Source organism: Citrobacter sp. Cpo089 (assembly GCF_030332695.1).
Taxonomy (GTDB): Bacteria; Pseudomonadota; Gammaproteobacteria; order Enterobacterales; family Enterobacteriaceae; genus Citrobacter; species Citrobacter portucalensis.
Genome location: NZ_JAOWHJ010000067.1, coordinates 287160 through 311836, shown reverse-complemented (window position 1 = coordinate 311836; position 24677 = coordinate 287160). Strand labels below are relative to the sequence as shown.

General features: G+C 51.4%; 26 protein-coding genes. 14 read left to right on the top strand and 12 right to left on the bottom strand.

Annotation, left to right across the window (positions count from 1 at the left end):
* Window positions 1-14: 14 nt before the first annotated feature.
* A complete protein-coding gene (locus OGX92_RS17255) occupies window positions 15-1388 on the bottom strand; it encodes an MFS transporter (RefSeq protein ID WP_286586877.1) in 1374 nt (457 codons plus the stop codon).
* A gap of 174 nt (window positions 1389-1562) precedes the next feature.
* Here OGX92_RS17255 and kdgR point away from each other — a divergent pair, with 174 nt between their 5' ends.
* The gene (gene kdgR / locus OGX92_RS17250; RefSeq protein ID WP_003833778.1) at window positions 1563-2354 is read left to right on the top strand and encodes a DNA-binding transcriptional regulator KdgR; all 792 of its coding nucleotides are present in this window, start codon (window positions 1563-1565) and stop codon (window positions 2352-2354) included.
* Window positions 2355-2468: 114 nt separating this feature from the next.
* Here the strand turns inward: kdgR and OGX92_RS17245 are convergent, their stop codons facing one another.
* A complete protein-coding gene (locus tag OGX92_RS17245) occupies window positions 2469-2708 on the bottom strand; it encodes a YobH family protein (RefSeq protein WP_003034975.1) in 240 nt (79 codons plus the stop codon).
* Window positions 2709-2872: 164 nt separating this feature from the next.
* Between OGX92_RS17245 and mgrB the strand changes: the two genes are divergently transcribed.
* From mgrB to rlmA, 6 genes are all read left to right on the top strand, one after another.
* On the top strand, window positions 2873-3016 hold the full coding sequence (gene mgrB / locus OGX92_RS17240) for a PhoP/PhoQ regulatory lipoprotein MgrB (protein ID WP_003833775.1): 144 nt from the start codon (window positions 2873-2875) through the stop codon (window positions 3014-3016).
* Between the two features lie 74 nt (window positions 3017-3090).
* Window positions 3091-3375, top strand: coding sequence for a YebO family protein (locus tag OGX92_RS17235; protein ID WP_003833774.1), 285 nt, complete (start codon window positions 3091-3093; stop codon window positions 3373-3375).
* Between the two features lie 636 nt (window positions 3376-4011).
* Complete coding sequence (locus OGX92_RS17230; RefSeq protein ID WP_003034983.1) at window positions 4012-4155, top strand: DUF2627 domain-containing protein; 144 nt, start codon at window positions 4012-4014, stop codon at window positions 4153-4155.
* A 12-nt stretch (window positions 4156-4167) separates the two neighbouring features.
* Window positions 4168-4377 carry a transcription antiterminator/RNA stability regulator CspE gene (gene cspE / locus OGX92_RS17225; protein ID WP_001062678.1) on the top strand — a complete coding sequence of 70 codons (210 nt, stop codon included), beginning with the start codon at window positions 4168-4170 and terminating at the stop codon, window positions 4375-4377.
* Window positions 4378-4596: 219 nt separating this feature from the next.
* Window positions 4597-6342: a peptidoglycan DD-transpeptidase FtsI2/PBP3(PARA) gene (gene ftsI2, locus OGX92_RS17220; protein ID WP_003833773.1), complete on the top strand. Its 1746-nt coding sequence runs from the start codon at window positions 4597-4599 to the stop codon at window positions 6340-6342.
* A 63-nt stretch (window positions 6343-6405) separates the two neighbouring features.
* Window positions 6406-7215 (top strand): 23S rRNA (guanine(745)-N(1))-methyltransferase, encoded by an 810-nt coding sequence (gene rlmA, locus OGX92_RS17215; RefSeq protein WP_197385804.1) that lies wholly within the window; start codon window positions 6406-6408, stop codon window positions 7213-7215.
* Here rlmA and mntP read toward each other — a convergent pair.
* The 5 genes from mntP to manX form a co-directional block, all read right to left on the bottom strand.
* Window positions 7212-7778, bottom strand: a complete 567-nt coding sequence (gene mntP / locus OGX92_RS17210) for a manganese efflux pump MntP (protein WP_003021013.1) — start codon at window positions 7776-7778, stop codon at window positions 7212-7214. The genes rlmA and mntP overlap by 4 nt on opposite strands.
* 433 nt (window positions 7779-8211) lie before the next feature.
* Window positions 8212-8670, bottom strand: coding sequence for a DUF986 family protein (locus tag OGX92_RS17205; RefSeq protein WP_003021010.1), 459 nt, complete (start codon window positions 8668-8670; stop codon window positions 8212-8214).
* Between the two features lie 60 nt (window positions 8671-8730).
* On the bottom strand, window positions 8731-9582 hold the full coding sequence (locus OGX92_RS17200; protein WP_003833769.1) for a PTS mannose transporter subunit IID: 852 nt from the start codon (window positions 9580-9582) through the stop codon (window positions 8731-8733).
* Window positions 9583-9594: 12 nt separating this feature from the next.
* Window positions 9595-10395 carry a PTS mannose/fructose/sorbose transporter subunit IIC gene (locus tag OGX92_RS17195; RefSeq protein WP_003021004.1) on the bottom strand — a complete coding sequence of 267 codons (801 nt, stop codon included), beginning with the start codon at window positions 10393-10395 and terminating at the stop codon, window positions 9595-9597.
* Window positions 10396-10453: 58 nt separating this feature from the next.
* Window positions 10454-11416 (bottom strand): PTS mannose transporter subunit IIAB, encoded by a 963-nt coding sequence (gene manX, locus OGX92_RS17190; protein ID WP_003833768.1) that lies wholly within the window; start codon window positions 11414-11416, stop codon window positions 10454-10456.
* A gap of 262 nt (window positions 11417-11678) precedes the next feature.
* On the opposite strand from manX, the gene OGX92_RS23620 reads away from it, so the two are divergent.
* Both OGX92_RS23620 and yoaE read left to right on the top strand, forming a co-directional pair.
* A complete protein-coding gene (locus tag OGX92_RS23620; RefSeq protein ID WP_008785027.1) occupies window positions 11679-11888 on the top strand; it encodes a protein YoaL in 210 nt (69 codons plus the stop codon).
* On the top strand, window positions 11876-13435 hold the full coding sequence (gene yoaE / locus OGX92_RS17185; protein ID WP_008785026.1) for a CNNM family cation transport protein YoaE: 1560 nt from the start codon (window positions 11876-11878) through the stop codon (window positions 13433-13435). Before OGX92_RS23620 ends, yoaE begins: the two co-directional genes overlap by 13 nt.
* 6 nt (window positions 13436-13441) lie before the next feature.
* Here the strand turns inward: yoaE and pdeD are convergent, their stop codons facing one another.
* The 4 genes from pdeD to pabB form a co-directional block, all read right to left on the bottom strand.
* The gene (gene pdeD / locus OGX92_RS17180) at window positions 13442-15043 is read right to left on the bottom strand and encodes a cyclic di-3',5'-guanosine monophosphate phosphodiesterase PdeD (RefSeq protein WP_267397856.1); all 1602 of its coding nucleotides are present in this window, start codon (window positions 15041-15043) and stop codon (window positions 13442-13444) included.
* Window positions 15044-15173: 130 nt separating this feature from the next.
* A complete protein-coding gene (gene sdaA / locus OGX92_RS17175; protein ID WP_003833765.1) occupies window positions 15174-16538 on the bottom strand; it encodes an L-serine ammonia-lyase in 1365 nt (454 codons plus the stop codon).
* A 183-nt stretch (window positions 16539-16721) separates the two neighbouring features.
* Window positions 16722-17300 (bottom strand): CoA pyrophosphatase, encoded by a 579-nt coding sequence (locus OGX92_RS17170; protein WP_003020991.1) that lies wholly within the window; start codon window positions 17298-17300, stop codon window positions 16722-16724.
* A gap of 3 nt (window positions 17301-17303) precedes the next feature.
* Window positions 17304-18665: an aminodeoxychorismate synthase component 1 gene (gene pabB / locus OGX92_RS17165; protein WP_197385807.1), complete on the bottom strand. Its 1362-nt coding sequence runs from the start codon at window positions 18663-18665 to the stop codon at window positions 17304-17306.
* Window positions 18666-18748: 83 nt separating this feature from the next.
* On the opposite strand from pabB, the gene OGX92_RS17160 reads away from it, so the two are divergent.
* Entirely contained in the window at window positions 18749-18922 is a 174-nt protein-coding gene (locus tag OGX92_RS17160) for a YoaH family protein (RefSeq protein ID WP_286586876.1), read from the top strand.
* Window positions 18923-18928: 6 nt separating this feature from the next.
* Here the strand turns inward: OGX92_RS17160 and OGX92_RS17155 are convergent, their stop codons facing one another.
* Window positions 18929-19273, bottom strand: a complete 345-nt coding sequence (locus OGX92_RS17155; protein ID WP_003020984.1) for a RidA family protein — start codon at window positions 19271-19273, stop codon at window positions 18929-18931.
* A 141-nt stretch (window positions 19274-19414) separates the two neighbouring features.
* On the opposite strand from OGX92_RS17155, the gene yoaA reads away from it, so the two are divergent.
* From yoaA to fadD, 4 genes are all read left to right on the top strand, one after another.
* Window positions 19415-21325 (top strand): DNA repair helicase YoaA, encoded by a 1911-nt coding sequence (gene yoaA, locus OGX92_RS17150; protein ID WP_286586874.1) that lies wholly within the window; start codon window positions 19415-19417, stop codon window positions 21323-21325.
* Window positions 21326-21383: 58 nt separating this feature from the next.
* The gene (gene tsaB, locus OGX92_RS17145) at window positions 21384-22079 is read left to right on the top strand and encodes a tRNA (adenosine(37)-N6)-threonylcarbamoyltransferase complex dimerization subunit type 1 TsaB (protein WP_286586872.1); all 696 of its coding nucleotides are present in this window, start codon (window positions 21384-21386) and stop codon (window positions 22077-22079) included.
* A gap of 94 nt (window positions 22080-22173) precedes the next feature.
* Window positions 22174-22758, top strand: coding sequence for a Slp/YeaY family lipoprotein (locus OGX92_RS17140; protein ID WP_267397854.1), 585 nt, complete (start codon window positions 22174-22176; stop codon window positions 22756-22758).
* A 204-nt stretch (window positions 22759-22962) separates the two neighbouring features.
* Window positions 22963-24648 carry a long-chain-fatty-acid--CoA ligase FadD gene (gene fadD / locus OGX92_RS17135; protein WP_286586867.1) on the top strand — a complete coding sequence of 562 codons (1686 nt, stop codon included), beginning with the start codon at window positions 22963-22965 and terminating at the stop codon, window positions 24646-24648.
* Window positions 24649-24677: the final 29 nt, after the last annotated feature.

Below are 24677 nucleotides of genomic sequence, written 5' to 3'. Positions count from 1 at the left end.
CTGACGCGCTTTTTTTATGCCTGAACTCGCGGTTGTGTAATACGTAAGCCACTCACGATTGCGGCCAGCGAAGCCAGAATACCCGCTGTTATCAGCGAGACGTGTGTTCCACTGTCACCAAACTGATTTAGCATCAGCGCAACCAGTGCGGCCCCGGTACTCTGGCCCAGTAAACGCGCCGTTCCGAGCATACCGCTCGCGCCTCCGCTACGATCACGCGGCGCGGAGGTGATGATGGTGTGATTATTCGGTGACTGGAACAAGCCAAAACCCGCACCGCACAAAATCATTGGCCAGATGATATTAAAATCAGAAGGTGATGCGGGCAGCAACACCAGCGAAAACAGCCCACACGCCATTACTGCCATGCCCAGCGCGCCCAGCAGACCCGCATGAACACGTTCAATCAGATATCCCGCCAGTGGGGCCATCACCATGGTTGCCAGCGGCCACGGCGTCAGTAGCAGGCCCGTTTCAACCTCGCTGCGCCCGAGAACCGTTTGCATGAAAAAGGGGAGAGAAACCATTGCCAGCATTTGTGCGCTGAATGAACAGATTGAGGTGCAAATAGAGAGTGAAAACAGCGGAATGCGTAGCAGATCAACCGGCAATAACGGTACTGGCAATGCGAGTTGGCGGCGGATAAAGAAAAACCCTACCACGAGAAGCCCCACTAGTTCAGCACCAATCAATTTTAGCGACTGTCCCTGTGCAAACCCGCTGAGTGCCGTGATTAACAAACCGAATGTTAAGGCGTTCATTACTGCGCTGGGCAGATCAAAGCGCGGTTTATTTCTACGTGAAGAATTGGGGGGCAAAAAACGCATAGCCAGTAGCAGGGCGATGATCCCCAGCGGGACGTTAATCAGAAATAGCCATTTCCACGAGGCAATAGAGAGAATTGCCGCCGCAATAGTCGGACCCGCTGCCGAGGAGACTGCCACAATAAAGGAGTTAATACCCATTCCGCGGCCAAGCTGGCGCTGAGGATAAATGAGTCGGATCAATGCCGTATTAACGCTCATCAACGCCGCGCCGCCAAACCCCTGAGCCACGCGCGCTAACGTCAGCATATGTAGCGAGTCTGACAAGGCACAAAACAGCGACGCCAACAGAAACACGACCAGACCACACTTATAAATGCGTCGGTAGCCAAACATATCACCTAAAAAAGAGAGCGATAACAGCGAAACAACGATCGCAATTTGGTAGGCGTTCACAATCCAGATTGAGCTGGCGGGTGAGGCCTGAAGATCGGTGGCGATAGTGGGGAGGGCAACGTTCGCTATTGCGCCATCGAGTACTGCCATAGAGATGCCAATAACAATGGTTAAAATTGCGCCATATCGCTGGGGCAATGGCAGACCATCGGTCTGAGTTTTTTCCATAGGAAGTCAATATTGTCGGAATTTATGATGAGAATAATAATTTTAGCATTGATATTCAGGCGTTAGGTCGCAGATTTGTAACTAAGTAAGCAAAGAGCGATTGCGAGGGCTGATACGTGAAATTATAATAAAAACCGGTTCTGATTTTTATAAAACACTCGAAAGGGGTGATAAATGGCAATCGCAGATCTGGATAAACAACCCGATTCTGTATCTTCCGTGCTGAAGGTTTTTGGCATCCTGCAGGCGCTGGGTGAAGAGCGCGAAATTGGTATTACCGAGTTGTCGCAACGCGTCATGATGTCAAAAAGCACCGTTTATCGCTTTTTGCAGACCATGAAAACGCTGGGTTATGTGGCACAAGAAGGGGAATCTGAGAAATACTCACTGACCCTGAAATTATTCGAGCTGGGTGCTCGCGCGTTGCAAAACGTCGATCTTATCCGTAGCGCTGATATTCAGATGCGCGAACTTTCGCGCCTGACCAAAGAGACAGTACACCTTGGCGCACTGGATGAAGACAGCATCGTCTACATTCATAAAATCGACTCCATGTACAATCTGCGCATGTATTCTCGCGTAGGTCGCCGTAATCCACTGTACAGCACGGCTATCGGTAAAGTTCTGCTGGCATGGCGTGACCGCGATGAAGTGAAGCAAATACTGGACGGTATTGAGTACAAACGCAGCACCGACCGTACTATTACCAATACTGATGAACTGCTGGTACTGCTGGATAAAGTCCGTGAGCAGGGCTACGGTGAAGACAACGAAGAACAGGAAGAAGGTCTGCGCTGCATCGGTGTGCCGGTGTTTGACCGTTTCGGTGTGGTGATTGCAGGCTTGAGTATTTCATTTCCGACGCTGCGTTTCTCTGAGGAACGTTTGCACGAGTATGTGGCGATGCTGCATACGGCTGCGCGTAAAATTTCAGAACAAATGGGTTATAACGACTATCCGTTCTAATCTGGCGTAATAGCGTCAACGTTAAAACCCCAGGTATTTTTGTATCTGGGGTTTTTTATGAACAGTCATAAAGTTAGTTGGTGCAAATAACGTAGCGTATGTATTGTTGCTATATTAACCGTTATCAATAATGACCGTACTTTTTCTTAACAAAGGGCAATCCGACAGGCCAATGATACCGCTGTTTGTGTGGACGTATTGTGCGGTGCTGGTTCCGCGGGCGGTCAGATATTGGCATTGCAAGCCCAGACCCGCTGCATTCTCCTTACTTCCAATCAAAATTCCATAGCCGCTCAGTAATAAACCGATCCAAACCAGAGCTAACAACACAATAGCGCGGATTATCAGACGCATTACAACCTCTTATCTTTTCTCGTTATTATTAGATTAGCCTGTACATGGGATGAAACAAGTGAATCATTCCTAAAAAGATTGAATGCCGATACAGTTAACGCTGGGTTTAGGTAACGCATGATAATTTATAGACATAAGATGTAGATTCGAAGAGTGGAGCTGGAGTGAAAAAAATTCGCTGGGTAGTGCTGATAGTTGTCGTGCTGGTATGCATACTGATGTGGGCGCAAGTGTTCAACATCATGTGCGATCAGGATGTACAATTTTTCAGCGGTATTTGTGCCGTTAATAAATTTATTCCCTGGTAAGCGCATTTTTGCCACAGTTGATTACCTTCTTGTGCGGCAGTGGTAAACTACGCTGTCTACATTGAGGTGGTAAAATGAACGAAGTTTTGAATTCTGGCGCGTTGAGTTTGGCGTCTTTGGCTGTATCGGTGGTGATTCTGGTTGTCGGGCTTGTACTGTGGTTTTTCGTCAATCGGGCAAGTTCGCGTACTAATGAGCAGATTGAGCTGCTCGAAGCATTGTTAGATCAGCAAAAAAGACAGAACGCATTGCTCCGTCGCCTTTGCGAAGCGAACGAACCTGAAAAAGCGGCAGAGCCTGCTGCGGTCACAGCGAAGGATGAAGATGATGACATCATCCGCCTGGTAGCTGAGCGGTAAAAACGGTATGACAGGATGAGGATCTGTTGCTTTTGTTCTCAGATGTTTCATCCTGTCGCCAACGTGCCAGATTATTTTCTTCTGTACATGTCGTGTAATTAGCACTCTGATACGCGTCTAAACTCAGTATTTTCAGATGCTCCAACCAATTAATATCTTATCCCCGGTCTGATATAAATATAATTTCCCATACGATAAAAATATGATTATGTCATTTTTGTGATAGCGATCGTTTTATTAACAGCGAAACGTTTCTCTTACTTTTTTTGTGCATTGTCATCATTCTTTCATTATTTTGGTGCAAAAGCAGAAGGCGGATCTCATTTTTACGCTTGTGACATTTTATGCATTACTAAGCATAAAAAATGATATCCGGCACACCCTGTAACAGCTAATCTGGAATAACCGAAGCTATTGAGCTATGGTAGAAATGTCCCGGCAATGGTGCAAGCCAGGCGGGGGATGGGGCGAGCGGCGGGAATATAACACTACTCGGTGTGGCGCATAACTGTGCAGTTGCTGTTTGATGAACGACGGGATTTGTGCGACCGATCGAGACACGTTTAAAAATGGCTTGCCATTATTAACGTTGTATGTGATAACACGTTTTGGGTTAAACGAGGTACAGTTCTGTTTATGTGTGGCATTTTCAGTAAAGAAGTCCTGAGTAAACACGTTGACGTTGAATACCGCTTCTCTGCCGAACCTTATATTAGTGCCTCAAGCAGTAATGTCTCAGTTTTATCTATGTTATGCCTGCGGGCGAAGAAAATACTCTAAGGAATTTTGCAAATGGCAAAGATTAAAGGTCAAGTTAAGTGGTTCAACGAGTCTAAAGGTTTTGGTTTCATTACTCCGGCTGATGGCAGCAAAGACGTGTTCGTACACTTCTCCGCTATCCAGGGTAACGGCTTCAAAACTCTGGCTGAAGGCCAGAACGTTGAGTTCGAAATTCAGGACGGCCAGAAAGGTCCGGCTGCTGTTAACGTAACAGCTATCTGATCGACACCACTGATTTGAAGCGCATATGCGCAACCATCTCAGATATAAAGCCTCGCTTATGCGGGGCTTTTTAATTCAAAATACGTCTAAATATTTCTAAATGCCCTTCCATTAGCGCTTTGTTGCAAAGGCGTGATGTTCGTAGCATAGTTTTCCCCGCTTTCTTACGACATTTCTCGTTAAATCAGACACCTGAAAAACTATCTTGCTGGAGACCAGGTGAAAAAGAAAAACGACGGCGACGCGCGCAATTTTACTCCCGTACGTTTTGCCCTGCTTTGTGTGGCAATATTATTGAGTCTGGGATTGCTGCTGGGTCGGGTTGCGTGGCTGCAAATTGTCACGCCGACGAGTCTGGTGAAACAGGAAGACATGCGTTCGTTACGTGAGGTAACTATTGCCTCGCCGCGCGGGATGATTACCGATAGAGAAGGGCGACCGCTGGCGGTAAGTGTTCCGGTTAACGCCGTATGGGCCGATCCTAAGACCATCATCAGCAAGGGAGGCGTGGGTTACAACGAACGCTGGCAGGCTCTGGCAAGGACTCTGCATTTGTCACTTAGTACGCTGGCGGAACGCGTTAACAGTAATCCTGGCGGACGTTTTATTTATCTGGCACGACAAATTTCCCCTCAGCAGGCTGAGTGGGTCGATGATCTTAATCTCCCGGGCATCAACCTGCGCGAGGAATCCCGCCGGTTCTATCCCGCAGGCCACGTAGCGGCGAATCTCATTGGTTTTACCAACATTGATGGACAAGGCATTGAAGGGCTGGAAAAGAGCTTTAATAACCAACTGATGGGTAAACCTGGCTCCCGTCTGGTACGTAAAGACAAATTTGGCCATGTCATCGAAAATATCACCGAAGTTACGCCTGTTCCTGCACACGAATTACAGCTCAGCATCGATGAGCGTCTGCAGACGGTCACCGAAGATGCGTTGGACAATGCCGTTACGTGGAATAAAGCGGAATCAGGAGCCGCAGTGCTGGTCAACATTGCTACCGGTGAAATACTGTCCATGGCGAGCTTTCCTGACTTCAACCCCAATAATCGTGATGGCGCGGTACTGGATGATTTTCGTAACCGTGCAATTAGCGATACGTTTGAACCCGGTTCAACCGTTAAACCGCTGGTGATCATGACTGCACTCCAGCAGGGGATAGTACAACCCGACAGCGTGATTGATACCCATCCTTTTTACCTTGATGGACATCGCATTCGCGACGTCGGATTTTACCCGGAACTGTCGCTGACCGGGATTTTACAGAAATCGAGCGATACCGGCGTGTCGCACCTTTCATTGGCTATGCCTGTCCAAAAATTGCTGGATACCTATAAAAGCTTTGGTTTTGGCGATCCAACCGGACTGGGATTAACCGGTGAAAGTAGCGGTTTAATGCCTCAACGCCGCTACTGGAGCGATTTGGATCGCGCGACCTTTGCATTTGGTTATGGATTAATGGTAACGCCGCTGCAGTTGGCGCACGTATATGCAACCATTGGTAGTTTTGGTATCTATCGGCCCCTTTCGATTACCCGTATTGACCCGCCGGTAATCGGTACCCGAGTGATGCCGGAGGCGCTGGTTCACCAGGTTGAACATATGATGGAAAGCGTTGCATTACCCGGTGGTGGGGGAACTAAAGCCGCGGTCAGAGATTATCGCGTGGCGGTTAAAACAGGAACGGCAAAGAAAATTGGTGATGACGGTAAGTATGTCGATAAATACGTGGCCTACACGGCAGGTGTTGCGCCAGCGAGCGACCCGAAATTCGCATTGGTTGTCGTCATCAATAATCCGCAAAACGGTGCTTATTATGGTGGGGCTGTCTCTGCGCCTGTCTTCAGCCAGATAATGGGTGATGTCCTGCGTCTGGAGAACGTTAAACCGGATGGCATGCCTGCTGACTCCGATCATCTGCTGGTGATGCACGGCAGCAACGTATCCTCGCCGTCGCTGTAAGTTATTTTCCCAGGGCGCAATTCGCGTTACACTTGCGCCCTTAAGTCACCTGCCGGAGTTGTCATGTCGTTTTCCTGTCCTCTTTGCCACCAGCCTCTTACTCAAGCGAATAACAGTTTTGTCTGCCCCGGGCGGCACCAGTTTGACGTGGCGAAAGAAGGGTATGTCAACTTACTGCCGGTTCAGCATAAACGATCGCGCGATCCGGGTGACAGCGCTGAGATGATGCAGGCGCGACGGGCATTTCTTGATGCCGGGCACTATCAACCGTTGCGTGATGCGATTGTGAATGTGCTGAAAGATAAGTCGACTTCAGAAGATGCAGCGATCCTGGATATTGGCTGTGGGGAAGGGTATTACACCCATGCGTTTGCCGACGCGCTGACGGGTTGTACAACCTTTGGTCTTGACGTCTCCAAAGTGGCAATTAAAGCCGCAGCCAGACGCTATCCGCAGGTGACCTTTTGCGTTGCCTCCAGCCATCGTCTACCGTTCGCAGATGAGTCAATGGATGCCATCATCAGGATCTACGCGCCCTGTAAAGCGCAAGAGCTGGCACGCGTGGTTAAACCGGGGGGATGGGTTATCACCGCCACGCCGGGACCGCGTCATTTAATGGAACTGAAAGGGCTTATTTATGATGAGGTGCGTTTGCATGCGCCGCACACAGAGCAACTGGACGGTTTTGTTCTGCAACAGAGTATTGCGCTGGGGTATCAGATGCAGCTTCAGGGCAGCGAGGCCGTTGCGTTACTGCAAATGACGCCGTTCGCCTGGCGGGCAAAGCCGGAGGTGTGGGAAACGTTAGCGGGGAAAACGACGTTTGACTGCCAGACCGACTTTAGTATTCATGTCTGGCAGCGTCTGAATTAACCGTGGAAGTGTGCCCAGAGGATCTGGGCACCGATACCAATCAGCACCACCCCACCCAAAATTTCTGCTCGTTTGCCCAGCATCGGGCCAATAAAACGACCAATCATCATGCCGAGCGTGGACATAATCAATGTGGCGCAGCCGATGGCCAGCGCGGTGGCAATAATGTTGACCTGCAGGAAAGCCAGGCCCACCCCGACGGCCATTGCGTCTAGACTGGTGGCAATGGCGGTGGTGACCAGCAGCCAGAAACCATGACGGCGCTGCGGTTCTTCCTCTTCATCACCGTTGTCGCGAAAACCTTCGATTATCATTCGCCCGCCTAAAAAAATCAGCAGAATGAAGGCGATCCAGTGGTTCCACTCCAGCACGAATTTGCTGGCTAACATACCCATGCCCCAACCAATCAGCGGCGTAAGCGTTTCAACTGCGCCGAATATCAGACCTGTGCGCAATGCTTCAGAAAATTTGGGTTTATGCAGTGTGGCGCCTTTGCCAATTGATGCAGCAAAAGCATCCATCGACATGCCGAAAGCGAGAAGAACGGTAGCGGTGAGATTCATAACAGCGTCCTGACCGGGGTATCCATAAAACACATCACTGCCCCCAGTAACCATGCATACAGGCCGGAATCACTGTAAATACAGCGCCATTCAGATATGCATTGCAGTTGATGTGCCTATGGTCTCGCCTGACTGAACCTGTAAATTCAGTCCGTACGCGCCACGTTTTTCAACGAGTATGTTGACACGTACATTTCCGGAGTCTGGAAATCGGCTACTCCCCAACGACGGGCGCAACCTTAACATATTTTGAGAATATAAAACAAGAAACGCAGAAATAATATTTGACTTCTAATTGAAAACGATTTTCATTTAGATTTATTTTTAAATAAAACGTTAAAATAAATAACATTGCGGACAGTGAAATATAGCCTTGGCTATGTTTATTTTTATGCTGATATATAAAAAACATAGTTCAGGCTATATTTATAACTTATTGATTTGAAATTAAAAGTTTATATATTCTCTCAAGATCGTCTATATTTCGTACGCGAATCAACAATCTTCGATGTTCTAATTGCATCACTAATACACCGTCTTCAGATAAATTCATCTCTTTAATGCGGTTATATTCAATCCAGACGTTGGCGAAGAAAAAACCTTTCTGCTTGAAGATGATTTTTGGCGTACGGATCCAGAACAGATACAACCCCATCAATACCAGTGCACATAATAACCATGTGGTAAATTGCGCGCCGTGGCTGGTGATGTTGTTGTAGATAAGAATAGCTACCAAGCCAAGGAAGATAACGCTGTCGACTCTGCTGCGGGGAAGCAGGGCGACAGTAAGCAGAGTAGGGCCATTACGGCGGGGCATGATGAACTGATCGTAAATGGCATACGCCAGCAGCGAAAAGATAAATAGAACCAGCACCAGGTCCGTGATAGTCATGAATCCTCAACCCTCTAAATAGAAAAACCGGGGGCAAGCCCCCGGTGATGTACAACAGTCTTACAGGCCGAGCAGTCCGACAGCGTAGCCCGCGATACCGATGACGAAGAAGCCAACGATGATCCACAGCGGGTTCACTTTCTTACGCAGCAGCCACATACAGGCGAATGTCAGCAGCAGAGGAACCAGACCCGGCATCAGCTGGTCAAGGATAGTCTGCACGGTGGTAACACGAGTCTGACCATCCTGACCGGTGATAGTAGAAACCACCAGTGGGATGTTTACGTGCGTCCACTTGTTAACCAATGCTCCCATGACAAACAGGCCGAGGATTGACGCCCCCTCAGTCAGTTTCTGCAGGAAGCCGCCGCCCATATCTTTAACGATATCGACACCTTTACGGTAGCCATATGCCACACCGTAATAACGGGTTGCCAGACGAACCAGGTTAAACAGGATGAAGAACAGCAGTGGCCCCAGCAGGCTGCCGCTCATCGCGATACCTGCGCCGAGTGCGGCGAAGACCGGACGTACGGTACCCCAGAAGATCGGGTCACCGACGCCTGCCAGCGGACCCATCAGACCAACTTTGATACCGTTGATGGCACCATCGTCAATCTCTGCGCCGTTTGCACGCTGTTCTTCCATTGCCAGCGTAACGCCCAGTACTGGAGCCGCTACGTACGGATGGGTGTTAAAGAATTCCAGGTGACGCTTAATCGCTTGCTTACGTGCATCGTTGTTTTCCGGGTACAAGCGGCGGATAGCCGGTACCATGGAGAAACAGAAACCCAGCGCCTGCATACGTTCGAAGTTCCATGAACCCTGAAACAGGTTAGAACGAATGAACACGCCACGAATATCACTCGGAGTGAGTTTTTTCTCGGTGGTAGTTTTAGTCATATCAACCATTTCGCTCACCTGCTAGTCCAGTTCGTTATCGAGATCGTTATTGCCAGCCGCCGCAGCAGGTGCACCGGCTACGCGGTTATATTTCGGGCTCAGCTGAATGTAGAGGATGGCCATGACTGCGCCAATCACACCCAGAGCAACCAGGTTGAAGTTAGTAAATGCCGCGGTGACGAAGCCGAGGTAGAAGAATGGCATCAGATAGCCTGCGCGCATCATGTTGATGACCATCGCATAACCAACCACTACGATCATACCGCCTGCGATGTTCAGACCACCGGTTACGACTTCCGGAATGGCGTTAAGCATGCTCTGAACTTCACTGGTACCAACAGAAATCGCTACGATTACCGCCGGGATAGCGATACGCATAGCCTGCAGGAACAGAGAGGATACGTGCAGCCAGGAGAGCGCCGTCAGGTTACCGTTTTCGGCCGCCTTATCCGCTGCGTGCTGGAATGCTACGGTGATAGTACGAACGATAATGGTCAGTACCTGGCCTGCTGCTGCCAGTGGGATAGCCAGCGCGATACCGGCACCAATGCTTTGGTGACCCGCGATAACCAGAACGGTAGAGATAATTGAGGCCAGCGCGGCATCTGGTGCAACCGCAGCACCGATGTTCATCCAGCCCAGGGCGATCATTTCCAGGGTACCACCGATGATGATACCGGTTTTCATATCCCCGAGAACGGCACCAATCAGCGTACAGGCCACCAACGGACGGTGGAACTGAAATTCATCGAGTACCGACTCCATACCCGCGATACATGCGACGATGAACACCAGCACAATCTGAAGAGTGGTAATCTCCATTGTACTTCTCCTATTGCTATACAGACTTAAGTGTGAAAACTAAGTAAATGCCAGGGAATTATTTCACCTTGGCAATCAAATCCATCATTTTCAGTTTCTGATCGGTAGAAACCTTACGGGCCTCAAGCTCAATACCGCGTTCGTTGAGTTTCTTGAAGGCTTCGATGTCTTTGTCATCGACAGAAATTGCGTTGTTTACCTGCGTTTTACCCTGACGGAAAGCCATACCGCCAATGTTTACGGAGGTAATTTTCACACCACCTTCAACGATACGTTCTACGTCGGTTGGGTTGGTGAACAACAGCATCACACGCTCACCTGCATATTTCGGGTTGTTGTAGACGCGGATCATTTTCGCGACATCAACCACATGCGCCGTCACACCCGGAGGTGCTACCTGAGTCAGCAGCGTTTTACGCACGGTATCGGCGGCAACTTCATCACTGACGACGATAATGCGCGTTACGTTGGTTTCTTTGGTCCAGCGAGTTGCCACCTGACCATGGATTAAGCGGTCATCAATACGCGCCAGGCCGATCTGCATATAATCGTTCGGCCCCATCGGTTTCGCGGGGGTTGCTGCTTTCGGTGCCGCGACGGGGGCAGGAGCGGCTTTTTCCACCGGTTTTGCTTTCAGCGCTTTCACGCCTTCACTACCGGTTTCAACGGCCAGTGCCACTAATTCATCAAAGCTTGGGTTGTCATCACGCGCCATGAAGGTCTCAACCAGCATGGGAATGTTCACACCGGCGATTACTTCGTAATGCTCTTTATCGACGACAATGCGGCTCGCAGCGTTAAACGGGCTGCCTCCCCATGTGTCAACGAGAAACAGCACGCCTTTACTGGTATCGAGTTTTGCCAACTGAGCGTTGTACTTTTCGATCAGCGTTTCAGCATTTTCGCCTGGAACGAAATCGATCCAGCCGACGTTTTCCTGCTCGCCTAACAGCATCTCTGCCGTCTTAAGTAACTGCTCTGCAGCCCAACCATGTGTGCCTATTACAATAGCAATGGTCACTTGCTACCTCCTTTATTATCGTTAACACATCAACATGAAGATGTATTTGAATCGTCGTCCGCAATCGAATCGATTCAGATAAGGGTTACAAAGAAAAACCTATGATTTTCGTGAATTATTTTAGATATCGAAAAAAATATTTTATGTGATGAAGATCCGTAATTTAACTTCCGATAAAAAGAAATTTCGAAGGGTAAAATATCTCCGAAACAACTTATTGCAAAGGAAGGTAAATCTTTGCTAAAAACAGCTTCTCTCTGTTATGTTTAGCATCTGTTTAATTACTCAGGAGTATAGGGCAGTAGCCCACCATATGGATCGTCACCGACGTCATTTCACCTTCAGGCCGTATCAAGCCTGTCAGATTGGCACTTTTTGCCACAAATTTTCTCTGCATATCGCTTTAACGCCTGAGATCCTCAGCGCGCAGTTTGGTCATTCCTTAAGCAGGAGCTTGTCATGGAATTATTAATGGACCCGCAGATTTGGGTGGGTTTGCTCACGCTTGTCGTTCTCGAAATTGTTCTGGGTATTGATAACCTGGTCTTCATTGCGATCCTGGCTGATAAGCTGCCGCCGAAACAGCGTGATAAAGCGCGTTTAATCGGTTTGTCACTGGCACTGATTATGCGTCTGGGCTTGTTGTCCGTGATTTCGTGGATGGTGACGCTTACAAAACCTCTGTTCACGGTAATGGACTATGCGTTCTCGGGGCGCGATCTGATTATGCTGCTGGGGGGTATCTTCCTCTTGTTCAAGGCTACGACAGAGCTGCATGAGCGGCTGGAAAACCGTGAACATGATACCGGGCAGACGAAAGGGTATGCGAGCTTTTGGGTTGTCGTAACACAGATTGTCATCCTCGACGCGGTGTTCTCGCTGGATGCCGTGATTACGGCGGTCGGCATGGTCAACCATCTGCCAGTGATGATGGCGGCAGTAGTGATTGCCATGGCCGTGATGCTGCTGGCCTCTAAGCCGCTGACACGATTTGTGAACCAACACCCGACGGTGGTGGTGCTGTGTCTGAGCTTCCTGTTGATGATTGGTCTGAGCCTGGTTGCCGAAGGGTTTGGCTTCCATATTCCGAAAGGTTATCTGTATGCGGCGATTGGTTTCTCGATCATCATCGAGCTGTTTAACCAGATTGCCCGTCGTAATTTTATTCGCCACCAGTCGACGCTGCCGCTGCGTGCACGTACTGCCGATGCAATCCTGCGTCTGATGGGCGGTAAACGTCAGGCCAGCGTGCAGATGGAATCCGATAACCCGGTGCCGGTTCCTGTCCCGGAAGGCGCGTTTGTGGAAGAAGAACGCTATATGATCAACGGCGTCCTCTCCCTGGCGTCGCGTTCGTTACGCGGCATTATGACGCCACGTGGTGAAATCAGCTGGGTTGATGCCGACCTGAGCGTGGCGGAAATTCGCGAGCAGTTGCTCTCTTCACCTCACAGCCTGTTCCCGGTGTGTCGTGGCGAACTGGATGAGATCATCGGTATCGTGCGTGCTAAAGAGCTGCTGGTGGCGCTGGAAGACGGTGTGGATGTGGCGGCGATTGCCTCTGCTTCTCCGGCTATTGTTGTTCCGGAGACGCTGGACCCGATCAATCTGTTAGGCGTACTGCGTCGTGCCCGCGGTAGCTTCGTTATCGTCACTAACGAGTTTGGCGTAGTACAGGGTCTGGTCACGCCGCTGGACGTATTAGAAGCCATTGCCGGTGAATTCCCGGATGCCGATGAAACACCTGAAATTATTGCTGATGCAGGTGGTTGGTTGGTCAAAGGCGGTACCGATCTGCATGCGTTGCAACAGGCGCTGGACGTGGATACGTTAGTGAATGAAGACGAAGACATCGCCACGGTGGCAGGTTTAGTCATTGCGGCTAACGGCCATATTCCACGTGTAGGTGATGTTATCGAAGTCGCACCGCTGAGCATTACGATTGTCGAAGCGAATGACTATCGTGTGGATTTAGTTCGCATTGTTAAAGAACAACCCGCTCACGACGAAGACGAGTAACCGGGTTTAGCGAAACGGCATGACGGGCATACTGTGTCGCCCGTTATGTCGGGTGGGCGGCGGCGTGCTGCCCGCCAGCCATTTTGGGAAATCACGCAGCGGCATTGGCTTTGCGTACAAAAAACCTTGCAACAAATGTACGCCGTGTCGGCGCAAATGCTGAGCCTGCGCCTGGGTTTCAACGCCTTCCGCCACCAGTTCTATATTCAATTTTTTCCCCAAAGCGATAATGATGTCTGTGACGGTTGAGTTCACGGCGTCTGTTCCTATGGCCGAAGTAAATGATTTATCGATCTTCAGCACATCCGGGCGGAGTTTTTCCAGCCAGGAGAGCGAGCTGTTACCGGTACCGAAATCATCAATCGCCAGTTTTACGCCAAGCCGATTTAATTCGCGTACGACCCGATAATCCACATCCAGTAACGCATCGCGTTCGGTCAGTTCGATAACCAACTGCTGGATTGGGTGCTGGCTGAACCAGTACTGATTAAGATCTTTTAGCAGCGTGCCGTTACGAAAATGGCTGGCGGCGACATTAATCCCAATATGAAACTGACTGCTCATCGGGAAAACGTGTCTTTGCTGAATGGTTTCTGCGATGACATGACGGGTTAGCGGCACAATCAGGTTGTGCTCCTCAGCGATGGGAATAAACACTTCCGGAGAGATCCAACCCTGGCGTGGGTTATTCCAGCGTAGAAGAATCTCCACGCCCATGCATTGCTGGGTTTGCGCATTAAGCAGCGGCTGGCAAAATAGCTCGAATTCCCGAGCAGCAAGGGCCAGATTAATCTCCCAGGAAAAACTCATTCTGCTGGCGGTCGCCAGCCATGCCAGGTAACCCACTAATAAACTTAGGATCACCGCCAGCGGCAGCTGTGTTGGCAGATGTTTAATCGCCAGTTCACTGGGACCGGGGCCGGTGACGCTAATGGTAAACGGGAAATGTTGAGATGACAGCTGGTAGCGTTTTTCATCATTTAGCTTAGGCAGAGTATCGACCACACCTTGATCATACAGTAGATGCCGATTACCAACGGTTAAGCTGGCATCGGTGATCTGCGGCGGCTGCGGTTCAAGCAACATAGACGACAATAAATCAATATTGACGATTTCCAGCACGCCATCTTCACCATCAGCAGAGGACGGGTACCACTGCGTCAAAATCGGACTCCCTTTAATCAGCGAATGGTCAGTAGACAGCAGCAGTTGCGGTTCCCGGCTGGGTAATTCGGGCTGTAGTTGACGAATGGGGACATTGCGATACCCAAAAATGCTGGAGCAATAGAGGATCCCGCTTTGAATCAGATTAATAGAACGCACCGTTTGCAGTCTTGCGGCATGTTTGCTTAAGGGTAAACGCGCCACTGAGCAGGGGAGGCCAATTAACGGCAGCAATACATCACGTCCGGTCTGCAAGGGTAAAAGCACGTCATCCAGTTCTTCTACAGCATGGTTGGCAAAGGTGACGATATTTCGGTGATTTAAATTACGCTCCGAAATAAATCGGACAGTTAATGTGAGGATGAGCGTCAGTAGTGCACATACTGTGCAGACGATGAAGCGATTCCGGCGATAATTTTTAATGATCCGTTGTGCTGTTTGCATGCGGGCCGCCCGATAAGCCGTTGGTCACAGAAGCCAACAGCAACAGAGCAAGTGTAGTGGGGAAAATTACAGTAGACGAGGGAGAGGGGGCAAATTCGCCCATCCGTCGCAGATGGGCGAAAATTAAGTATTAGTCACATTGAACTTTGATTGCCAGGCCACCGCGTGACGTTTCGCGGTATTTGGCGTTCATGTCTTTACCTGTTTCGTACATGGTCTCAATGACTTTATCCAGCGAGACGCGCGGCGCGCTGGTACGGCGCATTGCCATACGCGCAGCGTTGATCGCCTTCACTGAAGCAATGGCGTTACGCTCAATGCACGGAACCTGTACCTGACCGGCAACCGGATCGCAGGTTAAGCCGAGGTTATGTTCCATGCCGATTTCGGCAGCAACACACACCTGCTCAGGGCTCGCGCCCAACAGTTCAGCCAGACCCGCGGCAGCCATGGAGCAGGCTACGCCCACTTCACCCTGACAACCTACTTCTGCACCAGAGATTGAGGCGTTCATTTTGTACAACGCGCCAATCGCACCAGCCGCCAGGAAATAGCGGGTATAGATATCCGGGCTGACGGACTCGATGAAATGATCGTAATAGGCCAGTACCGCAGGCACGATGCCGCAGGCACCGTTGGTTGGCGCTGTCACTACGCGACCGCCTGCGGCGTTTTCTTCGTTAACGGCCAGCGCGAACATGTTAACCCAGTCGATCACGTTCATCGGATCGTTGGACAGCTTATCGCTGGAAACCAGCATACGGCGCAGAGCTGAAGCACGACGAGGAACGCGCAGCGGACCCGGCAACACACCTTCGGTGTTCATGCCACGATCGATACAGGCCTGCATGGTTTGCCAGACGTGGCCAAAGTACTCTTCAATCTCTTTTTTGCTGTGCAGAGCAAGTTCGTTCTGCATCGCCATGCCAGAGAGAGACAGGCCGGTGCTGTTGCAGTACTCCAGCATTTCAGTCGCGGATTTGAACGGATAAGGCACGCTGACCTCGCCCGCGGCATCCTGACCAAAATGTTCTTCATCAACGATGAATCCACCGCCGATTGAGTAGTAGGTTTTGCTATAAATGACGGTTTCGCCATTGTACGCATGGATCTGCATTCCGTTTTCATGCAGCGGCAGGTTGCCGTTGTGAAAACGCATCCCGTCATTCTGCGGGAAATCCACTTCGTGCTGACCCTGCGCAAGCAGCAGGCGTCCACGCGTTTCTACGTCGCGGATAAATCCGGGGATGCTATCAATATCCACGGTAGCAGGCTCATTGCCCGCCAGACCCATAATAATGGCGATATCGGTGTGGTGACCTTTACCCGTGAGCGACAGTGAACCATACACGTCGACGGCGACACGAGTAACGCTGTCCAGTAATCCTTTTTCGACCAGGTCATCGACGAACTGTTTACCCGCCTTCATAGGCCCTACGGTATGGGAAGATGAGGGACCAATCCCCACCTTAAACATGTCGAATAGACTAATCACGATAATACTCCTACAGGGCGACTGGGCTTTCCAGTAACGATGTTATAACTGCGCATAGTGTAAGAGGGAACGCGGCGATCGGCTTAACTATTCACATGAATTAAACTAATAGATAACCGCGGTTTTACTAATGTTGTGACCTGAGTTTCAAGTTGTCTATGGCGCGCGTAAAGATAAGTATAGTCAGGGCTTGACGCCAATTTGCAGCGCCAGCTCACGAATTATTCCGGCAGTCATTCCCCAGACGAAATATTGCTCATACCAGGAAAGCCATACGCGATGTGAATCGCCACGACGGTAAATATCCAACGGGTGGTAACGACCTAAATGCAGGGCCTGGGCCAGCGGCATTTCGAACACTGCTGAAACTTCATCTTCACTGGCGCGATACGGCAGATTAGGCGGGATAATGCCTACCACTGGGGTGACCTGGAAACCGGTCACGCTGTCGACCGGCGGCAGAACGCCGATCACTTCTACGCATGAAGGTGGGATCGCCACCTCCTCCTGTGCCTCGCGAAGGGCGGCGGCAATTAACGAGGCATCACTGCTATCCACCGCCCCACCGGGGAAGGCGACCTGTCCGGCGTGCTTGCGTAGGTGAACGGAACGCTGGGTTAACAACAACCCCGGCTGTGGACGACGCACGACGGGGATCAGTACGGCGGCCTGGCGCTGGTTTAACGCGGCATGATTGACCTGCGGACGCAGGAGTTGAAAGCGCGATAAGAAATCATCAAGCGTCAGGCTGCTGTATTCCACGTCTCAGTTCTCCAGTTGGTGCAAAATACGATTCACTTTATCAAATGTTTCCTGATATTCAGCGTCTTCCTGACTGTCCGCCACTATGCCGCCGCCAGCGGAACAATAAATTTGTCCGTTTGTGGCTGTCAGCGTGCGAATGGTGATGCTGGTATCCATATTGCCGCAAAAACTCAGATAACCGATGCTGCCACACCAGGCATTACGTCTTTGTGGCTCCAGTTCGTCAATAATTTCCATCGCCCGCACTTTCGGCGCACCGGTAATAGAGCCGCCAGGGAAGGCTGCGCGTAGCAGATCGGTGGCGTGTAATGACTCTGGCAGACGTGCGGTAATGGTGCTGACCAAATGATGAACGGCAGGGAACGGTTCTACGACAAACAGCTCCGGAACCTGTACCGAACCCGGTACGGCAACGCGGCCAATATCATTACGCATCAAATCGACGATCATCAGGTTCTCCGCACGATCCTTCGGCGAATTCGCCAGCCGCCGGGCCTGCTCACGATCGGCATCGGCATCTTCAAGCCTGGGCAACGTACCTTTAATAGGACGCGTCTGGATATGCTGATTCTCCAGCAGAATAAAACGTTCCGGCGAAAGACTGAGGATAACGCCTTCCTCAAGACGAATAAACGCGCTGAACGGGGCGCGGTTAGCGTGATTGAGTTTGACGAATGCCTGCCACTCATCCCCCTCGTAATGCGCTTGAAAACGCTGCGCGAGGTTGACCTGGTAACAATCGCCGCTGTGCAGATAGCCCTGTACCTGGCGGAATTTTTCGCCGTACCGGGCGCGGCTCATATTGGACTGCCACGCCGAGGTCAATGTAAACGGCTCACGCGTTGGCGGTTGTTGCGCATCGAGCCACTTCAGGCGAGCCTCGACATCGTTATGGCTGAGCAGCGATACGGTCTGCAACTGGTGATCGACAATCAGCGCCCAGTCGTAAATGCCAACGGCCATATCCGGTAGCGTAATATCGCGCTCAGCAATAGTCGGCAGAGATTCAAAGCGTCGGCCAAGGTCGTAGCCAAACAGACCTAACGCGCCGCCCTGAAACGGCAGATCCGGGTGATACTCGGGGTGAATCTTGTGTGCAGCTAGCGCGGAATGTAATACCGTCATTGGATCATCAAGCGAGCGCGTGATTGCGTGCCCGTTCTGCACTACGGTCTCTTCAGCACGTGTAACCAACGTGGTGACGGGGTCCGCCACCAGAATATCAAAGCGGTTATGCGGATGGTCGGCTTGACCTGAATGCAACAGCATCGCCCAGGGCAGATGGCTTAATGTCGAAAAATAGCGTTCAGCGGCGTCCTGACGCCAGGGTAATGTGATTACTACGGGAGATAACGTCTTCATCAGTCCTGACTCGTTGCTACTCTACTGGCTAACTGCCCGGTAGCATGAAATAATTAGCGCAGACAATTTAGCAGGAGTTAACAATGTTTGCAGGTTTACCTTCACTCAGTCATGAGCAGCAGCAAAAAGCGGTAGAGCGTATTCAGGAGCTGATGTCACAGGGGATGAGCAGCGGACAAGCCATTGCTCTGGTTGCTGAAGAGTTACGCGCCAGTCATACCGGTGAGCGGATCGTGGCGCGTTTTGAAGATGAATAACGCCGCTTAAACTGCAGCGATTATCTTAATCTCAACTTTGTATTTCGGGTTCATCAATCCGGCCTGAACGGTACAACGTACCGGCGCGTGGCCAGCAACGACCCACGCGTCCCAGGCTTTGTTCATGGCGGCAAAATCGTTTTTGTCTGCCAAAAACAGGGTGGCATCAAGAATACGTGACTTGTTGCTGCCTTGTTTTTCCAGCACAGCATCAATTTGCGCCAGCGTATTTGCCGTCTGCTCAAAGGCGTCTGCATCCAGATTTTCCGGCACGCCGGTGTAATACAGCGTGTTGTTGTGGATTACCACGTCGGACCAACGCGCTTCGGCATCAATGCGCACAATCGTCATAAATCATTCCTCGTTTACGTTTTTTCATAATAGCTTTGGGTTGCGCCAAGACTGCCATAATGTTGTGCCCACGTCACCTCTTCAACTGGCGAAAGACCCGCTGGCCTGACATAATCCCTGTTCAAATGAACAGGGGGCAGTGTGACGGACGATTTTGCAGCAGACGGTCAGTTGGCTAAAGCGATACCGGGTTTTAAACCGCGAGAACCACAGCGGCAGATGGCCATCGCCGTCAGTCATGCCATCGAAAAATCACAACCGCTGGTGGTAGAAGCCGGAACCGGAACGGGTAAAACCTACGCTTATCTTGCTCCAGCGCTGCGTGCCGGAAAGAAGGTCATTGTCTCCACGGGCTCGAAGGCGTTACAGGATCAGCTATACAGCCGCGACCTCCCGACTGTCGCTAAAGCACTGAAGTTCACCGGTAAACTGGCGCTGCTGAAAGGGCGTTCAAACTATCTGTGCCTCGAACGTCTCGAACAGCAGGCGCTGGCGGGTGGCGACTTGCCGGTACAAACGTTAAGCGACGTCATTCTGCTGCGCTCCTGGTCAAATCAAACCCTTGATGGGGACATCAGCACCTGCGTCAGCGTGGCGGAAGACTCGCAGGCCTGGCCGCTGGTGACCAGCACTAATGACAACTGTCTGGGCAGCGACTGCCCGCTGTATAAAGAGTGTTTTGTCGTTAAAGCGCGTAAAAAAGCGATGGATGCGGATGTTGTCGTGGTTAACCATCATCTGTTTCTCGCCGATATGGTGGTAAAAGAGAGCGGGTTTGGCGAACTGATCCCGGAAGCTGATGTGATGATCTTCGATGAAGCGCATCAGTTACCGGATATCGCCAGCCAGTACTTTGGTCAATCACTCTCCAGTCGCCAGCTGTTAGACCTGGCGAAAGACATCACCATTGCCTATCGCACCGAGCTGAAAGACACTCAGCAGTTGCAAAAGTGCGCCGATCGCCTTGCACAAAGTGCTCAGGACTTCCGCTTGCAGCTTGGTGAGCCGGGTTATCGCGGAAACCTGCGGGAACTGCTGGCCGACCAGCGCGTACAGCGCGCGTTTTTGCTGCTCGATGACACGCTGGAGCTGTGTTATGACGTGGCGAAGCTGTCTCTCGGACGTTCGGCATTGCTGGATGCCGCGTATGAGCGCGCCACGCTTTATCGTGCGCGTCTGAAGCGCCTGAAAGAGATCAACCAGCCAGGCTTCAGCTACTGGTATGAATGCACCTCCCGCCATTTCACCCTCGCGCTGACGCCGCTTACGGTGGCGGATAAATTCAAAGAAGTGATGGAACAAAAGCCGGGCTGCTGGATTTTTACTTCCGCGACGCTGTCGGTAAACGACGATCTTCATCATTTCACCGCACGACTGGGTATTGAAGATGCCGAGTCGATGCTGCTGCCGAGCCCTTTTGATTACACGCGCCAGGCGCTGCTGTGCGTGCCGCGTAATCTCCCGCAAACCAACCAGCCGGGGGCTGCACGCCAGTTAGCATCCATGCTGCGACCTATTATCGAAGCGAACAACGGTCGCTGTTTTATGCTGTGCACTTCGCACGCGATGATGCGCGATCTGGCGGAACAATTCCGCGCTACTATGACGCTTCCCGTACTGCTGCAGGGCGAAACCAGCAAAGGACAACTGCTACAGCAGTTTGTCAGCGCAGGTAATGCGCTACTGGTTGCCACCAGCAGCTTCTGGGAAGGCGTGGACGTGCGCGGCGATACCCTGTCGCTGGTGATAATCGATAAACTGCCGTTTACCTCGCCGGACGACCCGCTGTTAAAAGCCCGAATGGAGGATTGTCGACTGCGCGGCGGCGATCCGTTTGAAGACGTCCAGTTGCCGGATGCGGTAATCACACTGAAGCAGGGGGTAGGGCGTCTGATACGTGATGCTGACGATCGCGGCGTGCTGGTGATTTGCGACAATCGTCTGGTTATGCGGCCATACGGCGCCACCTTCCTGGCGAGTCTTCCACCTGCTCCACGGACGCGTGACATCGCTCGCGCGGTTCGCTTTCTTGCCATACCAACGGCTGAGTAATTTGTTGCGGAGTGTGGTAAGATGCGCGCCAAATTTATTGATCTGATCACAAACACCCATGCGAATTTTGGCTATCGATACCGCCACAGAGGCGTGCTCTGTTGCCCTGTGGAATGACGGTACTATCAAGGCTCACTTTGAGCTTTGCCCACGAGAACACACCCAACGAATTTTACCGATGGTTCAGGAAATCCTGGCCGCTGGCGATCTCACGTTAACCGATATCGACGCCCTGGCGTTTGGTCGCGGTCCCGGCAGTTTCACCGGCGTGCGTATCGGTATTGGCATTGCTCAGGGGCTGGCGTTAGGCTCAAACTTACCGATGATCGGCGTCTCCACCCTGGCGACCATGGCGCAGGGCGCCTGGCGTAAGTCGGGCGCGACTCGCGTACTGGCGGCGATTGACGCGCGAATGGGCGAAGTCTACTGGGCCGAATATCAGCGTGATGACAACGGTAACTGGCACGGTGAAGAAACCGAAGCGGTGTTAACCCCCGAGCAGGTACATGAGCGTTTATTGCAGCTTTCTGGCGACTGGGTGACGGTCGGGACGGGGTGGCCGGCATGGCCTGAGCTTGGTAAAGACAGCGGTCTGACGTTCAGCGATGGTGACGTGCTGCTTCCAGCGGCTGAAGACATGCTGCCCGTCGCCACGCAAATGCTGGCTGCGGGTGAGACCGTAGCGGTCGAACACGCTGAACCGGTTTATTTACGTAACACCGTGGCGTGGAAGAAACTTCCCGGTAAAGAATGAATCTTAGTAGTAGAACCCCGGCTAAGACCTACAGTCGTCAGTGAACAGCATTGTGAACAGGCCGGGGCAGAAGCTAAGAAAAGGGAGTCACAATATGGCGGTGCAAAAGCAGTTAATAAAGGGTGTGTTGGCGGGGGCCTTAGCGTTAATGCTTAGCGGCTGCGTCACCATTCCGGATGCGATTAAAGGTTCGAGCCCGACGCCGCAGCAGGATCTGGTGCGGGTGATGAATGCGCCGCAGCTGTATGTCGGACAGGAGGCGCGTTTCGGCGGCAAAGTGGTGGATATTCAGAACCAGCAGGGAAAATCCCGTCTGGAAATTGCCACCGTTCCGCTCGATAGTGGTGCGCGTCCAGTGCTGGGTGAAGCCTCTCGCGGGCGGATATATGCTGATGTAAATGGCTTCCTCGACCCGGTGGATTTTCGCGGACAACTGGTCACCGTCGTCGGTCCGATTAGCGGTACGGTGGACGGAAAAATCGGTAATACGGCGTATAAATTCATGCTGATGCAGGTAACCGGTTATAAACGCTGGCATATTACTCAGCAGATTGTCATGCCGCCTCAGCCTATCGACCCCTGGTTCTACGGTGCGCGTGGCTGGCCTTACGGTGGCTACGGCGGATGGGGCTGGTACAATCCCGGCCCGGCACAGGTTCAGACCATAGTAACAGAGTAACTCTTTGTTTTATTGGTAAAAGAAACAGCGGCTCGTCCGCTGTTTCTGCATTAACGTGGATATAAGAAAAATAAATAGTGACGTGCTTCGCAACCTTGTCGTTGTGTAATAAACAAACTGGTACGCTGAGTTAATATTATGTTAACAGTTTGTTTATTGCCTGGGGTTGTGATGACGACGAATACGCATTTTAGAGGTGATGTATTGAAAAAGGTTTGGCTTAACCGTTATCCCGCTGGTGTTCCTGCGGAGATCAATCCTGACCGTTATCAATCCCTGGTGGAACTCTTTGAACACTCAGTAAGACGGTATGCCGATCAGCCCGCGTTTGTAAACATGGGGGAGGTGATGACCTTCCGCAAGCTTGAAGAGCGGAGCCGGGCATTTGCGGCCTATTTACAACAAGGCCTGGGGCTGAAAAAGGGCGATCGCGTCGCGCTGATGATGCCGAACCTGCTGCAATATCCGGTCGCACTGTTTGGGATTTTACGTGCCGGCATGATCGTCGTGAACGTTAACCCGCTTTACACGCCTCGCGAGCTGGAACATCAGCTCAACGATAGCGGCGCGTCGGCGATTGTCATCGTATCTAACTTTGCTCATACGCTGGAAAAGGTGGTCGACAAAACGTCTGTGCAACACGTGATCCTGACGCGTATGGGCGATCAGCTGTCGACCGCAAAAGGGACGCTGGTCAACTTTGTCGTCAAGTATATCAAACGGCTGGTGCCGAAATATAACCTGCCGGATGCCATCTCGTTTCGCAGTGCGCTGCAAAACGGTTACCGCATGCAGTATGTGAAACCCGAAGTGGTGTCGGAAGATCTGGCGTTCCTGCAATATACCGGCGGGACAACCGGCGTGGCGAAAGGCGCGATGCTCACGCACCGCAACATGCTGGCTAACCTTGAGCAGGTTCATGCTACCTACGGTCCGTTGCTGCATCCGGGTAAAGAATTGGTGGTGACGGCGTTACCGCTGTATCACATTTTTGCGCTAACGATGAACTGTCTGCTGTTTATTGAGCTAGGCGGTCAAAACCTGCTGATTACTAACCCGCGTGATATTCCGGGGTTGGTAAAAGAGCTGGCGAAGTATCCGTTTACCGCGATGACCGGCGTCAATACGCTGTTTAACGCGCTGCTGAATAACAAAGAGTTCCAGCAACTGGACTTCTCGTCACTGCATCTCTCGGCAGGTGGCGGAATGCCGGTTCAACAAGCGGTAGCTGAACGCTGGGTGAAGCTGACGGGGCAGTATCTTCTGGAAGGTTTTGGCCTGACGGAGTGCGCCCCGCTGGTGAGTGTTAACCCTCACGATATTGACTACCACAGCGGAAGTATCGGTTTACCGGTTCCCTCCACTGAGGTCAAGCTGGTGGACGACAACGACAACGAAGTGCCACCGGGAGAACCGGGTGAGCTGTGTGTGAAAGGTCCACAGGTGATGCTGGGCTACTGGCAGCGACCAGACGCCACTGACGAAATCATCAAAGACGGCTGGTTGCACACTGGCGATATTGCGGTGATGGATGACGAAGGCTTTCTGCGTATTGTCGATCGTAAGAAAGATATGATCCTGGTGTCCGGCTTTAACGTCTACCCTAATGAAATTGAAGACGTGGTTATGCAACACCCTGGCGTGCAGGAAGTGGCTGCGGTTGGGGTTCCGTCCGGCAGCAGCGGTGAAGCGGTGAAAATTTTCGTGGTGAAGAAAGATGCCTCGTTAACCGATGAAGCGCTGGTCACTTTCTGTCGTCGTCACCTGACGGGCTATAAAGTACCGAAGCTGGTGGAGTTTCGCGATGAGTTGCCGAAATCTAACGTTGGTAAAATTTTGCGACGAGAATTACGTGACGAAGCGCGTGCCAAAGTGGACAATAAAGGCTGAGCGTTAAGTCAGCCAGTAGAAAACGCCGG

What these genes read in the sequence shown, in the direction of transcription:
- OGX92_RS17255 (WP_286586877.1), bottom strand. Translation starts at nt 1,388, where the DNA reads ATGGAAAAAACTCAGACCGATGGTCTGCCATTGCCCCAGCGATATGGC.
- kdgR (WP_003833778.1), top strand. Translation starts at nt 1,563, where the DNA reads ATGGCAATCGCAGATCTGGATAAACAACCCGATTCTGTATCTTCCGTG.
- OGX92_RS17245 (WP_003034975.1), bottom strand. Translation starts at nt 2,708, where the DNA reads ATGCGTCTGATAATCCGCGCTATTGTGTTGTTAGCTCTGGTTTGGATC.
- OGX92_RS17235 (WP_003833774.1), top strand. Translation starts at nt 3,091, where the DNA reads ATGAACGAAGTTTTGAATTCTGGCGCGTTGAGTTTGGCGTCTTTGGCT.
- OGX92_RS17230 (WP_003034983.1), top strand. Translation starts at nt 4,012, where the DNA reads ATGTGTGGCATTTTCAGTAAAGAAGTCCTGAGTAAACACGTTGACGTT.
- cspE (WP_001062678.1), top strand. Translation starts at nt 4,168, where the DNA reads ATGGCAAAGATTAAAGGTCAAGTTAAGTGGTTCAACGAGTCTAAAGGT.
- rlmA (WP_197385804.1), top strand. Translation starts at nt 6,406, where the DNA reads ATGTCGTTTTCCTGTCCTCTTTGCCACCAGCCTCTTACTCAAGCGAAT.
- mntP (WP_003021013.1), bottom strand. Translation starts at nt 7,778, where the DNA reads ATGAATCTCACCGCTACCGTTCTTCTCGCTTTCGGCATGTCGATGGAT.
- OGX92_RS17205 (WP_003021010.1), bottom strand. Translation starts at nt 8,670, where the DNA reads ATGACTATCACGGACCTGGTGCTGGTTCTATTTATCTTTTCGCTGCTG.
- OGX92_RS17200 (WP_003833769.1), bottom strand. Translation starts at nt 9,582, where the DNA reads ATGGTTGATATGACTAAAACTACCACCGAGAAAAAACTCACTCCGAGT.
- OGX92_RS17195 (WP_003021004.1), bottom strand. Translation starts at nt 10,395, where the DNA reads ATGGAGATTACCACTCTTCAGATTGTGCTGGTGTTCATCGTCGCATGT.
- OGX92_RS23620 (WP_008785027.1), top strand. Translation starts at nt 11,679, where the DNA reads ATGTTTAGCATCTGTTTAATTACTCAGGAGTATAGGGCAGTAGCCCAC.
- yoaE (WP_008785026.1), top strand. Translation starts at nt 11,876, where the DNA reads ATGGAATTATTAATGGACCCGCAGATTTGGGTGGGTTTGCTCACGCTT.
- pdeD (WP_267397856.1), bottom strand. Translation starts at nt 15,043, where the DNA reads ATGCAAACAGCACAACGGATCATTAAAAATTATCGCCGGAATCGCTTC.
- pabB (WP_197385807.1), bottom strand. Translation starts at nt 18,665, where the DNA reads ATGAAGACGTTATCTCCCGTAGTAATCACATTACCCTGGCGTCAGGAC.
- OGX92_RS17160 (WP_286586876.1), top strand. Translation starts at nt 18,749, where the DNA reads ATGTTTGCAGGTTTACCTTCACTCAGTCATGAGCAGCAGCAAAAAGCG.
- OGX92_RS17155 (WP_003020984.1), bottom strand. Translation starts at nt 19,273, where the DNA reads ATGACGATTGTGCGCATTGATGCCGAAGCGCGTTGGTCCGACGTGGTA.
- tsaB (WP_286586872.1), top strand. Translation starts at nt 21,384, where the DNA reads ATGCGAATTTTGGCTATCGATACCGCCACAGAGGCGTGCTCTGTTGCC.
- OGX92_RS17140 (WP_267397854.1), top strand. Translation starts at nt 22,174, where the DNA reads ATGGCGGTGCAAAAGCAGTTAATAAAGGGTGTGTTGGCGGGGGCCTTA.